Source organism: Enterococcus sp. DIV1421a (assembly GCF_051711025.1).
Classification (GTDB): domain Bacteria; phylum Bacillota; class Bacilli; order Lactobacillales; family Enterococcaceae; genus Enterococcus_B; species Enterococcus_B hirae.
Genome location: NZ_JBIOLU010000001.1, coordinates 2,855,275 through 2,868,934 on the forward strand (window position 1 = coordinate 2,855,275; position 13,660 = coordinate 2,868,934).

The 13,660-nt window shown below is 34.6% G+C and carries 9 protein-coding genes and 1 pseudogene; 1 reads left to right on the top strand and 9 read right to left on the bottom strand.

Annotated features, from left to right (window positions below; genetic code table 11):
* Positions 1–1,035: 1,035 nt before the first annotated feature.
* A complete protein-coding gene (locus IGK21_RS12925) occupies positions 1,036–2,706 on the bottom strand; it encodes a DNA/RNA helicase domain-containing protein (RefSeq protein WP_229109194.1) in 1,671 nt (556 codons plus the stop codon).
* A gap of 802 nt (positions 2,707–3,508) precedes the next feature.
* The gene (locus IGK21_RS12930; RefSeq protein ID WP_115233182.1) at positions 3,509–4,222 is read right to left on the bottom strand and encodes a hypothetical protein; all 714 of its coding nucleotides are present in this window, start codon (positions 4,220–4,222) and stop codon (positions 3,509–3,511) included.
* Between the two features lie 318 nt (positions 4,223–4,540).
* Between IGK21_RS12930 and IGK21_RS12935 the strand changes: the two are divergent.
* Positions 4,541–5,292 (top strand): annotated as a pseudogene (locus tag IGK21_RS12935) (site-specific integrase); the annotation flags it as partial.
* A 76-nt stretch (positions 5,293–5,368) separates the two neighbouring features.
* On the opposite strand, the gene mnmG reads toward IGK21_RS12935, so the two are convergent.
* The 7 genes from mnmG to rpmH form a co-directional block, all read right to left on the bottom strand.
* Positions 5,369–7,264 carry a tRNA uridine-5-carboxymethylaminomethyl(34) synthesis enzyme MnmG gene (gene mnmG, locus IGK21_RS12940; protein WP_034697655.1) on the bottom strand — a complete coding sequence of 632 codons (1,896 nt, stop codon included), beginning with the start codon at positions 7,262–7,264 and terminating at the stop codon, positions 5,369–5,371.
* 15 nt (positions 7,265–7,279) lie between these two features.
* Positions 7,280–8,677, bottom strand: coding sequence for a tRNA uridine-5-carboxymethylaminomethyl(34) synthesis GTPase MnmE (gene mnmE, locus IGK21_RS12945; RefSeq protein ID WP_063627679.1), 1,398 nt, complete (start codon positions 8,675–8,677; stop codon positions 7,280–7,282).
* Between the two features lie 605 nt (positions 8,678–9,282).
* Positions 9,283–10,686, bottom strand: coding sequence for a hypothetical protein (locus tag IGK21_RS12950; protein WP_181914737.1), 1,404 nt, complete (start codon positions 10,684–10,686; stop codon positions 9,283–9,285).
* A gap of 233 nt (positions 10,687–10,919) precedes the next feature.
* Positions 10,920–11,687: an RNA-binding cell elongation regulator Jag/EloR gene (gene jag / locus IGK21_RS12955; protein WP_010736774.1), complete on the bottom strand. Its 768-nt coding sequence runs from the start codon at positions 11,685–11,687 to the stop codon at positions 10,920–10,922.
* Positions 11,688–11,701: 14 nt separating this feature from the next.
* Positions 11,702–12,523, bottom strand: a complete 822-nt coding sequence (locus tag IGK21_RS12960) for a YidC/Oxa1 family membrane protein insertase (protein ID WP_010720506.1) — start codon at positions 12,521–12,523, stop codon at positions 11,702–11,704.
* Positions 12,520–12,876 (bottom strand): ribonuclease P protein component, encoded by a 357-nt coding sequence (gene rnpA, locus IGK21_RS12965; RefSeq protein WP_010720505.1) that lies wholly within the window; start codon positions 12,874–12,876, stop codon positions 12,520–12,522. The genes IGK21_RS12960 and rnpA overlap by 4 nt, the downstream gene beginning before the upstream one ends.
* Positions 12,877–12,993: 117 nt before the next feature.
* Positions 12,994–13,128 carry a 50S ribosomal protein L34 gene (gene rpmH / locus IGK21_RS12970; protein WP_002293121.1) on the bottom strand — a complete coding sequence of 45 codons (135 nt, stop codon included), beginning with the start codon at positions 13,126–13,128 and terminating at the stop codon, positions 12,994–12,996.
* Between the last annotated feature and the right edge of the window lie 532 nt (positions 13,129–13,660).

The window sequence follows — 13,660 nt, forward strand, 5'->3', positions numbered from 1 at the left end:
GGGGTTGAGACAAAAGTGTTTAACATCGAGAAATAAGAAAGAATTTTCAGAAATTGACAGAAAACACAAACACTAGTTTTTGCTGTTGATTGTTACCTACTTGATACTTCTCAAATTTTTGGCTCAGTCTATAAATAGGAGGAGACTCGAGACTTACGAGGTAATTTCCCATCAATTCTAGCTCAACCTACCCGAATTGTGCCCTGAAAAAAGGAGATTTACGCCATCAAAAAATGGACAAAAAGCAAAATACCTCCTGTCCATTGATGGTGCTAAGATTTCTCTTTACTAGTATCGTTGCTAAAAAGACGAAAAAAAACTATCTTCTAGAGATTCTAACAGGAGTATCTAGCTCTGAGAAATAAGCCGGAGAATCCAAAAATAGTTCCTCCTATTTTTTGAAATCTTCGGCTAATTTTCCAATGGAGCTACTTATGGAAAACCGTAAATCAGAGGTTTTCCACTTTCGCAATCTTCCCTTGTTCGATGTAGACCCAAATTGATCTATCAATAATTATCAAACTGAGTCATATAGAGACAAAAATTTCAAAAATGACCTGTTAAATGGTCATCGAATATCATTTAAAATCAATACGACGGAGTCAGACACGGAGTCAAAACAAGCCCGCTGAGAATTTAAAAACATACAGTACCACTACATGGCTGTATGTTTTTTTATTTCAGATTATCTGAAATGATTACATGTACTTTTTTTTTCCATTTTTTTCTACTAGTTAGTAGCAAATACTCTCCTATTTTCTCAATAAACTATTTTTGACTATATGGTATCTGAAACAGCTAAAACCTTGTCATTACAGCAAAAAAACACTTTATCTCCGTTTCATTTCAGATACATTTCACTTAAGCGGATTCTATAAACCGAAAAAAAGAACCTCCAGATAGCTTTTACTACCTGAAGGTATTTCCTAAGACACGGTCAGTTATTAACGGGGTAGGGTAATTAACTCTAATACAAGACATGCTTAGTAATCAATCACCTGTTCAAATACTTCATCATAACTAGTTAAGATGTTTCTATAAACTAAGACGTTCTTTAAATATCTTTTCTACTTTTTTATCTTCAAAATATACTCTACAACCATCGATTCCTCTTGAAAGAAGAACGTAATATATATTCAAAATATACTCAGTTAATTCGGACAAAGAAAATTCTTTTTTTAGAGGTGTTCCTCCAATGTCCTTATAATTTTCAGGAACCGCAACTATTTTTCCGTTTTTAACCGTAATGTCATTACCTATTATTACTCCAGAGTAATTAAGGTCATAACCTTGAATTGCATGTATAGATCCAATTTCTCTCTCAGAATTAGGTTTTTTAACCCAATCTTCATAAGTAGAGTTCCATCTTCTCTTAATACCATCAATCTCCCAATCATAAGGTAGTTCTTCTAACGTCTTTCCTTTGTTGGCTTTTTTGCTTATACTGGATATCCATTCTTTACAGTATCCTGCTATTACCCTATTAGTTGTTTCAGGATATGCATGAGAATGATCATCTACATAGTCAATCACTTCCTTGAAACTGTTCACAATTCCAAAGTAATCATTCTTAAATACCTCTTGGTTAAAATCTCTTTCTTCGCTTAACTGAAGACCATACAAAATTCCTTTTAGATAGTCCTCTCCAGAAAAGCAACCGTTCCCCCCAATCCTAAACTGTTGTGACATGGAGAGTTTCTGATAATTACTGGTTAATCTCCGAACCTCTGAAGGGCTAATGTTTTGTGGTTTAATCCCTTGATAAGGATCATATAATAAAACTAAACCTTCAGTAATTTCCTCAAGAAGCGTAATCTCTTCATCATCCTTGTTAAGATGCCTTCTCGCATTGGGATGACCTTTTTTATAAAATTTTTTTAACTTATGTGCTTCATCAACTATGATAATATCGAAATTTTCATGCTTTTTCTTAGCATCTGTTATCAATTGTGAACCAGTTTTTACAGTCAATCTACTATTCAAATTGATTGATTTGAAGATTAAATTAAATTGTCTGATTAAATTGCCTGTAGTGACTACACCTATTTTCAAATCAGGATACTTATCTGCTAAAGAAAAAGCTAGATTTGTAAATAAAACGGACTTACCCGAACCTGCAGGAGCTTCGACTAAAAATTTTGTAAATAAATTTTTTTCTACATCTCCAATAATCTCTTTTTGTTTAAGAGATAACTGTTTGAAAGGAGAATATTTAAATAACAGGCTCTCTCTTAGTTCATTAAGATTTCGATTATTAACTAATCCTAAATCAGATAACTCATGTGTCCACAATTCATAAAATACACTGGTCAAAATTTCTTCCTTATTCTCATAAGTTATTTTTGTTTGTCCATTATTTCCATTCGCAAAAACAAACTTAGTTTTATCTGCTTCTGCAATCATGTAATTAAGTAATAGAGATTCTAAATCTAAGATAGCTGATTTGTGAAATAATTTTGAATAGATCACTAAGCAATCAGTAAATAGTCGATAATTGATTTTGGGATTTTTTTCAGCTAAATGTTCTTTATGTCTATTTTTGAAGCTACTAGTTTCACCAATGTATATTATTTTATTTCTTAAATTGAAATATATATACGTAACTGGATTATTAATTAAAATATCATTTTCTATTTTTGTTAAATCATTTAATATTGTTCCTTCACATAATTTCAACTTCACTGTTCTATAATACGACATATCCATCTCCGCCAACTTCATGTTATAAATTTCTTTTTTGTTCAATAAATTTGAACTTAGTATAACACAAAACTTTTAATTGGCTTATATTTTTTGAAGAGAACTCTCACCTGAACATGTCGTCCTAACCAATTTAAGATAAAAGAATGATAACTTTAAAAAATAGCAAATATAAAATATTGATAAAAATTAACTTACCAATACTTTTATATTTGCTATTTTACTCACAGACAACTAATTTATTTAGTTGTTATTTTATTTAAAATAATTACCTAAGAATCTGTAATTTTCATCTATAGATATTTTTTCTTCGATGGCTGTTTCCATGAATTTTTATCATATGATTCTCCTTTTCTTAATATTGACTTTAGACATGTATTAGGAAAAATACAACCTTATTTGTAACTATACATATCGAAACACTTATGATTTGGAAATGTTACTTTTAAATGTTTTTCTGACTTTTATCATCTCATATACATATAAATATTTCCATTAGGTATTACAATAAAAAACAAACTAAACAGTAATTTAAAATTTATTTTTAGATAATGTACGTATCTTAATTATCACTATCTGAAATAACAGAAACGTGTTTATATCAATGCTTATACAAGTATATCTTGTTTCATTTCAGATACGATTTATATAAGCGGATACCATAAACCGAAAAAAAGAACCTCCAGATAGCTTTTACTACCTGAAGGTATTTCCTAAGACACGGTCAGTTATTAACGGGGTAGGACAATTAACTCTAATACAAGACATGCTTAATAATCCAATCACCTGTTCCAATATTTAAGTATAATTAGTTACCATTCTCCATAGTTTCTAATTGCTTAATAATATCATTGGAAATTTGTTGCCATTGCTCATTTGAAATGTTCTGAGCACTGGCATTTTTTAAAGCAGTTTGAGCCAGTCTTGCAATTTCTGGACTATTCCATGATCTTTGAGCAAAAAAAGCCACTAAATCATTTCTTGTGGAATTTTGGAGTGAACTTTTCAGTGATAGAATCTCAAGTGCTTTGGTAGGCTTCCAACTTCCACTGTACAAAATATTACCGTTTAAATCTGTAATCTGCGCTGTACCATCATTATTATCAAATAAAGTAGCATTATAGGTGCCATTACTATCTGATATTGTTACAGAACTCCTAGTAAAGTGTTCCGACATATGAGCGGGTTCTCCAGTTTCTTTAATAGTGCCATTAAAATCATCAAAAAGATAAAGATGGTTATGCAACTCTATGCTATCATTTGAATTCTTTGCTGACGCTGTACTACTTTCTGGAATACGTTTGACAGAATCATTATTCACCAAAGCATTAGAATCGCTTGTAGAACTTACCTCAGATTCCTGTATCTCCATGTCATCTAACTTTCTTTTGTACTGATCATTGGCTATTGTAAGGTTCTCCCGTTGATCATCAAGCTTCTGTATTTCTATACTGGTATAAATCAATGCTCCAGTCAACGCTACGTTAGCCAACAAACTAACTGTAAGTAGTACCTTTTTCATTCTTTTTTCTCTACTTTCTTTAATGTTATACAAGAGGAAAAACTGACGTAATCTCCTAAAATATTCTTTATTACTGTTTTAAATAAAAAGATTATATAGCGACTATTATAGCATTTACTCCCAGTTTATATGTATTTCATTTAAGGAGATTCCAAAAATACTAGTTAGCTTGTACTTTCTAAGAATTCCATATAAAATTCAGACGATTAAAATGTGGGAGTAGTTTGACATTCCCATATCAGTATACAGTATTTCAACATATACATGAGCTTTATTTAGATAATATTCAAAATACAATAGTACAACAAATGACAAATCACTTCACAGGTATTCAACTACGGTATATTGATTGGCGTGATCAAGACCAATCCCATGGAACGTACCATTACACCTAAGTCTAGCCACAGTTCTACTGAAATCGAAGCGGAGTTTTACACGAAAGAAGAGCTTCGACAATTCTTTGATTGCTTGCAAGAGCTGAAAGATGATCGTGCTCTAGCATTTTTTAGACTAGCTGCTTATACAGGAGCTAGGAAGGGGGAAATACTGGGGCTGACGTGGAAAGACATTGACTTTGATAAAAAGACTGTGCAGTTCAATAAAACGCTAGTAGAGCTATCTGATGGCTTTCTATGTATAAATCCTACAAAGACAGAGTCATCCAAGAGAACCATCACAATAGACAACGGGACTTTGACCATACTTAAGAAGTGGAAACGTACCGTCATAAAAAAGAATCTTTCAAGAGGTATCAGAATCGATAATATGGATGATGTACCTGTTATCAGCACTATTAAAGCAAATAAAAAAGGGACTTCCTGTATAAGGGCTACCCTAATCATGTAATGAGTAAAGTAGCTAGGAAGTTCCCTGATATGAAAATAATCAAAGTCCATGGCTTTAGAAAGACCCATGCCACATTGCTTTTTGAAGCAGGGGCTCAAGTAAAGGACGTGCAAGATAGATTAGGGCATTCTTCATCTAAGACAACCATGGACATCTATATCCAAGTATCGAAAAATCGACAAGAAGAAACAGTTGAATTGTTCGACTCCTACATGAATGCGTGATATACGGAGTCAAAAACGGAGTCAGTCGATACGATAAGGACTTATTTATTCTCACGAATCCTTTCGTATCACTGCATTACACTTCGACTTTCGCAATCTTCCCTTGTTCGATGTAGACCATCAAAATACTTAGATCAGCGGGGTTTACACCACTGATACGGCTAGCTTGAGCAATGGTTTCTGGTTGGATTTTTTGTAGTTTTTGTTTTGCTTCTGTAGCCAATCCATTAATTGCTGCGTAGTCGATATTTTCTGGTATTTTTTTGGCTTCCATTCTTTTTAATTTTTCTACTTTTTCAAGTGCTTTTTTAATGTATCCTTCGTACTTGATCTGAATTTCAACTTGTTCAATTTCTTTCGCTGTCAATGCTTCATTTTCCGGAATAAACAACATTAAATCGCTGTAGCTAATTTCAGGTCGCTTCAAAAAGTCACTCGCTAAAACCCCGTCTTTTAATGGCGCAGCATTGATAGTTGCCAAAAATGCTTGGACTTCTTCTGTCGGTTTGATCCGGACAGTCATCAAACGTTTAATTTCTGCTTCAACAGCAGCTTTCTTTTTCAGATAAGCTTGGTATTGGTCTTCTTTGACTAAACCTACTTGGTGTCCCATCTCCGTCAAACGTAGATCTGCATTATCATGGCGTAATAATAAACGATATTCAGCACGTGAAGTGAGCAAGCGATAAGGTTCATTGGTTCCTTTAGTCACTAGGTCATCAATCATAACACCAATATAACCATCACTGCGTTTGATGATCAAAGGCTCTTTTCCTTGGACTTTGAGCGCTGCATTGATTCCAGCAATCAGCCCTTGGCCCGCTGCTTCTTCATAACCACTAGTCCCATTCGTTTGACCTGCAGTATAAAGGTTTTCGATGACTTTCGTTTCGAGCGTTGGACGTAATTGATGGGGTTCGACAACATCATATTCGATCGCATATCCCGTACGCATCATTTCAACTTTTTCCAGTCCTGCGATAGAGTGTAGCATATCCACTTGGACATCTTCTGGTAATGAAGTCGATAATCCTTGAACGTATACTTCTTCCGTATGCAAGCCTTCTGGTTCTAAAAACAATTGATGTCTTGGTTTATCTGCAAAACGTACGATCTTATCTTCAATCGATGGACAATAGCGAGCGCCCACACCTTCAACGATTCCAGTAAACATCGGTGCACGATGCAAGTTATCACGTATGATTTTATGAGTCGTTTCACCGGTATAAGTCAACCAGCAAGATTCTTGTTCTAAGTTGTACGCACTATCTGGCGTGCTAAAACTAAAATGATTTGGTTCTTTATCGCCAGGTTGCTCTTCAGTCACTGAATAATCAATCGTACTTGATTTAACCCGAGGAGGTGTTCCTGTTTTGAAACGATCAATCGCAAAACCTAATTCTTTTAGATTATTAGCTAATCCAACAGAAGGCTGTGAATTATTTGGTCCAGATGAATACTTCAATTCTCCAATGATGATCTCGCCTCGTAAAGCTGTACCAGCAGTAATAACAACAGCTTTTGCTTGGTAGCAAGCACCAGTTGACGTCACCACACCTCGACAAACGCCCTCTTCGACGATTAATTCTTCGACGATTCCTTGACGCAACGTCAAATTAGGTTCTTTTTCTATCGTATGCTTCATTTCTGCGGAATAAGCATGCTTGTCTGCTTGCGCTCTTAAAGCACGCACAGCAGGCCCTTTTCCTGTGTTTAACATTCTCATTTGAATGTACGTTTTATCGATATTTTTACCCATTTCGCCACCAAGAGCATCGATTTCTCTCACTACGACACCTTTTGCTGGTCCTCCGACTGAAGGGTTACATGGCATGAACGCCACCATGTCTAGATTGATAGTTAGTAATAACGTTTTGGAGCCCATTCTGGCTGCAGCCAACGCTGCTTCTGAACCAGCATGTCCTGCCCCTACAACGATGACGTCATAAGTATCTGCTTGATAATGATTCAAGTACATTTCCTCCTTTTATTTTCCTAAACAGAATTGACTGAATAATTGAGTGATTAATTCATCTTGTACACTGTCTCCAACGACTTCCCCTAAGTAGTCCCAACAGCGTGTCATATCGATTTGAACAAGATCTACAGGCATACCTGCTTCAATCCCAGCAACTACTTCTGCTAATGAAATTGATGCTTTTTCAAGTAGAGCAATATGTCTGGTATTTGATACATACGTAGCATCTCTTTCACCGGTTTGCCCACCAAAGAATAAGTCAGCGATGGCTGTTTCTAATTGATCTAAACCATCATTTTTAGCCACAGAAACGGCAAACACCGGTTCATCTTCTAACCATTGATCAAGTTCTTCTTTTTCTAACTTTTGCGGCAAATCTGTTTTATTTAAAAGTACAATCCGTTTCAAACCCTTAGTAGCTTCTAAAAGCTGCTCGTCTTCTCTGGTCAGTGGCTCACTTTGATTCAAGACCAATAAAATCAAATCCGATTCAGATAATGCTTTTCGACTTCTTTCTACTCCGATCTGTTCCACGAGATCTTCTGTTTCGCGGATTCCTGCTGTATCAATTAATTTCAATGGTACACCACGAACGTTCACGTATTCTTCGATGACATCTCGTGTCGTTCCCGCAATATCTGTTACAATTGCTTTTTCTTCTCGCAATAAGTGATTCAACAAGCTTGATTTTCCGACATTTGGACGACCGATGATAGCTGTACTTAATCCCTCACGCAAGACTTTTCCTTGTTTCGATGTAGCAAGTAAAGCTTGGATCCTTTGTTGGATCATCGTCGCTTTTTCAAGCAATAATCGTGTAGTCAATTCTTCCACATCATCGTATTCAGGATAATCGATATTGACTTCTACTTGTGCTAATGTTTCTAAGATCTCTTGTCTTAATGAACGAATCAACGAAGAAAGATTGCCATCTAATTGATTTAAAGCTAATCCCATTGCTTTGTCCGTTTTCGCCCGAATTAAATCCATCACGGCTTCTGCTTGAGAAAGATCTACACGACCATTTAAGAAAGCTCTTTTTGTAAATTCTCCAGGTTCAGCTAGTCTTGCTCCTTCTCGTAATAGCAGTTGTAAAATTTGATTTACGACTACGATCCCACCATGACAATTGATTTCAACGACATCTTCACGAGTAAATGTTTTAGGTGCTAACATAACAGAAACCATCACTTCATCAATGATCTGTTCATTCTTCGGATCAGTAATATGCCCATAATGAATCGTATGACTAGGTACTTCCAATAAGCTTTTCTTGCCACAACGATAGACTTTATCTGCTAACGCTACCGCTTGGTCTCCACTAAGTCGAACAATACTGATCGCTCCTTCTCCTGGTGGGGTAGAAATTGCAGCAATCGTATCAAATTCTAAAGTAATTTCAGCCATTTTTTCACTCCCTTTTTAATTTTACGCACAAAAAAAGTGCCCACTTCACCCTTTACAATAAATGGTGAACTTCGCACTTTGACTGCTTGTCCATGATTAAATTCTGAACATAGGTTATCATATTTAGTTACAAGACACAAGTATTGAAAATAGAGAACTCTGACAACTTCTGCTTTTTTACAATATCGTAAAAATTTTTTTCATTTATACATTCATTCTGATTTGAGGATATTGTACATTCTTTTTATTTCATCCTTTGTATCGTCGCGATCCTTTTCACGACTATTCAACATAAAAAATAGCCATTCAAAACAAATCGCTATCTCATCTCAGTTCTACAAAAAAACACACGAAGGCTAACCTCCATGTGCTTTTTCTATCAAAGTAAGACTACTTAAGCATCGTATACTCCGATAAGAATGATTTCTAATAAAATATACTTTGTTTAAAAAAGTTTGTCAATGTGATTCCTAAAAAGAACCACGCATATCAACCATTAAATTTTGTTTTTCTCAATATAACTGATCTTCTATGTATGATCGAATGAATTTTCAACTATAGGATAAAACGACATTTATTTTATCCCTATTCAGGAGGGTTTACCTCTATCTTTCCAATCCAGAGTTTAGTCTTTCTGCTTTTTTCTTTTTTGAAACTTTTTTATTTACAGCAGCAACTTTTCTCAGGTATTCTTCACCCGTTTTTCTATTATGTAACTCGTTTTTAACATCTTTCTGATTTATAAGAAACTGGTTTGTAAGCACGTCTCCAACTTTTTCTCCAGCTTCATTTACAACATCTATTAACAATTCTTTTTTTACTATTTTCATGCTTGGCGTCTCTTGCGCCAATTCTTTTTTATTTTTAAGAAAAAACGCGTAATTCTGATCAAGTAAATCACTATAACTCTGGTTCTTGACCTCATCTTTAGCAACTTTTAGCAGCATTTCATCCATACCCTCAATTTGTTTACATTGATCATACTCTTTGTCTTTAATAATTGCCTTAGTTTTATAACCTAGTGTATATTTGAATGCTAATCCTATATTTTTTACGATACATGCCCCTGTCATTTGTGACCTTGCAACATAATTTTCAAACTTACATTCTGATGCATGATGATGAAGCTCTTTTAACGGAAATTCTGTTGTCTTATGAAAAAACAAATTATATTTATCTTGAAAAAAGCTTCCAAAGCTCACACCTTCTTTTCGGGACAAACTTAAAAAATCTCGCCATGTAGGAGCATATCTTCCTATACGAACAGCTTTTGAAATGGCTTCTATGTTTTCTTTTGATTCTTCAAACTCATATACATAGATTGATTTTAATTGTTTGGTATCCAGATCTACCCACAATTTTTCTACTGCTGCGAAACTCTCTACAAATTCTGCTTTATCCTCCTTACTAACGCCTTTCCAAAGGTCTAATTTCTTTTTATCGGAAAAATCATTCCAGTTTTCCCATTGATAAAACGACGCTATTTTATTTAAATGCTCAAGAGAAATTTTTCCATCAACATTTGGCGCTTCATTAGGTACAAGTTGACCTCCTTTATTACAAACGCGCACTTTAATTTTATTGTCTTCTTTTTGAATAAGCAGGCTGACACTATGAACATCGCCTGCTCTTCGGTTATACATGATTGGTATAACTAAAAAACTATCCGGATCATTATTTACCAAGTCTTTCATGCATGGCTTAAAATATTTGTTATCGTAACTACATCCTATACTACCGTTTAAAGAGTTTATTAAGTTCTTTCGTTCTCTACCATTTTCTGTAAACTGTTCAGGATTTTTTTCAACTACCTTTTTATACAAATACATATACTCTATAAGGTTATCATATTTTACTCCAGCCTCATTATCCAGCATATTGGAAGTCCAATTCCATTTTTGATTAAAGACATGCGACATTTCTGCAATATACTTTTGTTCATTTTTTACATATTTTTCACGAGCTTTTTCGATATCTTTTATCATTTTTTTTCTTTTTTTCTCTTCCATTTTTCCCTTCCTTTTCCCCCAGTCGTATTCACAGTAACATAGATTATTTTGGAGAAAGAAACTTTTTTTTAGAAAACAGAGAAAAAAAGATTTCTTGCAAAACACAACAAAAATAAAGTAGCGAAAAAGTAATCAGTTTACTTTTTCGCTACTTCATTGATTTAAACTTCTCTTATTTATCAAGCATTATTTCATTAACAAGCATTTGTTAATGAAGCAAACTCTTTTAGTGTTTATAATCGTTTTTTTACAGGTTCTACTACTAGATAACGATAAGGCTCGTCTCCTTCAGAATGAGTTTTCACATATTCATTCTTGCTTAATGCCGCATGGATTTGTTTTCTCTCAAATGCCGGCATTGGTTCTAAGAAGACTGGTTGACCGGATTTAATTGCTTTTTCGGCAGTACGATCTGCTAAGCGTTGAATGATTTCTTGTCTTTTTTCACGATAATTACCAACGTTTACTACTACAGATAGTTTATTTTTAGCAATACGGTGAATGAAAACTTGGGCTAAATACTGCAACGCATTTAATGTTTTGCCGTGTTTGCCAATTAAAATCCCTTGTTTTTGTGTATCTAATTGAAAAACGACGGTATTTGCTTCGCGGGTCATTTTTACTAAAGCTGGCGCATCTAATTGCTTGGTAATATCCGTGAGATAGACTGCTAATTCCGTTAAAGCTGCTTCATCGCCTAATTCACTGGTTTCTACTTCTTCTGGTTGGTCTTCTGTAAAGACTTCAATGGTTTCAGTTTCTTCTATCGTTTTTTCTAAAGGTTCTTCTAAAACTTCTTCTACCGTTTCTTCAATTGCTTCTGAAACAGTTTCACTAATTGAAGGTTCGATCTTAAGACGAGCATTCTTACGCCCGATCCCCAGAAATCCTTTCTTACCTTCATCTAGTATCTCAATTTCAACTTTCTCTTTATCCAATCCTAAATCGTTTAAACCAAGTTGGATTGCTTCATCAATTGTCGCAGCTTCATAAATCGGCATTAGCATTCCCTCCCTTATTTTTTACGTTTTTTCTTCGGACTCATGGCTTTTTTCAACGCACGTTCTTTTTCACGAATACGTTGAGCTTCTTCTTCTCGCTCTTTTCTAATCTTAAATGGATTATTGATTAGTAATGTTTGAACGACTTGGAAAGCATTAGATATTACCCAATATAATGAAAGACCACTTGCTAAGTTGACCCCCATAACTAAGATCATCACAGGCATCACAAAATTCATGATCTTCATTGATGCATTTGATTCAATTTGACTCATGCTACTTAGATACGTACTTGCAAAAGTAAATACCGCAGCAAGGATCGGTAAAATAAAGGTTGGATCTGCTGTTCCTAGATTTAACCATAAAAAGTTTCCTTGTTTTAATTCAGGCACACGTGAAATCGATTGCCATAACGCCATCAAAATCGGCATCTGTACTAACAACGGTAAACAACCAGCATATGGGTTCACATTATTTTCCGCATATAAACGTTGTTGCGCTTCACGTAACTTACTTTGTGTCTCAGGATCTTTTGAACTATATTCTTGTTGTAGTGCTTTTAATTTTGGTTGAAGTTCTTGGGTTTTTCGCATACTCTTGGTTTGAAAATGCATCAACGGCATCAAGATCACACGAATGATCAAAGTGAATAAAATAATCCCAATCCCTGCATTTCCAAATGACAATGCCTTGATCGCTTCTGCAAAATAATAAACGATGTAGCGATCCCAAATTCCTGTGCTTTGTGCACTTACTTCTCCAGTTCCACAACCGGATAAGACAACGACTAGACTGATAATGCCTGCCATCAAAAGTAAACGTTTGTATTTCTTCACTTACTCTTTTCCTCTCTATCGATTATTTTTGCAAGTTTTAAGACATGGACTAGATTGGAACGAATCTCATCGTAAGTTAGTCCCTTGACACTTGGTCTTGCAATCACGATAAAATCCAATTCCGGATCGATCTGTTCTTTTACAGAATAGACCGCCGCACGAATCTTACGTTTTACCTCATTGCGACATACTGCATTGCCCACTTTTTTACCTACTGAAAGCCCGACACGAAAATGTGGCTGGTCTTTTTTTTCTAAGCGGTAAACGACAAATTTACGATTAGCAAATGACGTTCCTGTATGGAATACGTTTTGAAACTCTCGTTCTTTTTTGACTCGATACGCTTTTCTCATTCGTTTTCTTTCCTTTTCTATCTTTCACTTACGTCCATAATCATAACATATTTCTCTTTATTCTTTCAGCTTTTCCCTAAAAAAGGGCATAAAAAAAACCACTGAAACCCCAGTGGCTTAAGCTGAAAGAACTTTTCTTCCTTTACGGCGACGGCTTGCTAAAACACGACGGCCATTTTTAGTACTCATACGTTTACGGAATCCGTGAACTTTTTGACGTTTACGTTTATTTGGTTGGTATGTTCTTTTCATGTATTCCACCTCCAAAATTTCTTATCTACTGTTAAAACACAGACATACTTTGATAGTATAACGACAATCAAGGTAATTTGTCAATATAAAATGAAAGGAAACTTCTGGATTTATGCATTCTATTTTTCCACAGTTTAGTTTTTTTTCGTGTGATTCGTTTGTGGAAAAAGTTATACACAAGATTTATCCACAATTATTTTTTAGGGTTTTTTACACAGAATAAACACCTGTAAAAAAAGTAATCCACAAACAGTCATTTATCTGTGAATTGAATGCTTAACTCCTTGATAAACAACGATTTTTTATCCACAACCTACCTGGGATTTCTGTCTTTAAAACACACTTATCCACCTGTTGATTAGTGATGTGGATAAGTATTTTTCCTCGTTGTGATTTTTTTTGTTTTTTTCTCTCTTAATTTTGTGGATAATCTCAAATAAAAAATTTTTTCTGCTCTTTCTGTGGAAAACTATATGAAAAAATGATAAATTAGTACTAGTTATTCACTTTTTAATGAAGGAGGAAGCCTTAT

What these genes read in the sequence shown, in the direction of transcription:
- IGK21_RS12925 (WP_229109194.1), bottom strand. Translation starts at nt 2,706, where the DNA reads ATGGATATGTCGTATTATAGAACAGTGAAGTTGAAATTATGTGAAGGA.
- IGK21_RS12930 (WP_115233182.1), bottom strand. Translation starts at nt 4,222, where the DNA reads ATGAAAAAGGTACTACTTACAGTTAGTTTGTTGGCTAACGTAGCGTTG.
- mnmE (WP_063627679.1), bottom strand. Translation starts at nt 8,677, where the DNA reads ATGGCTGAAATTACTTTAGAATTTGATACGATTGCTGCAATTTCTACC.
- IGK21_RS12950 (WP_181914737.1), bottom strand. Translation starts at nt 10,686, where the DNA reads ATGGAAGAGAAAAAAAGAAAAAAAATGATAAAAGATATCGAAAAAGCT.
- jag (WP_010736774.1), bottom strand. Translation starts at nt 11,687, where the DNA reads ATGCCGATTTATGAAGCTGCGACAATTGATGAAGCAATCCAACTTGGT.
- rnpA (WP_010720505.1), bottom strand. Translation starts at nt 12,876, where the DNA reads ATGAGAAAAGCGTATCGAGTCAAAAAAGAACGAGAGTTTCAAAACGTA.
- rpmH (WP_002293121.1), bottom strand. Translation starts at nt 13,128, where the DNA reads ATGAAAAGAACATACCAACCAAATAAACGTAAACGTCAAAAAGTTCAC.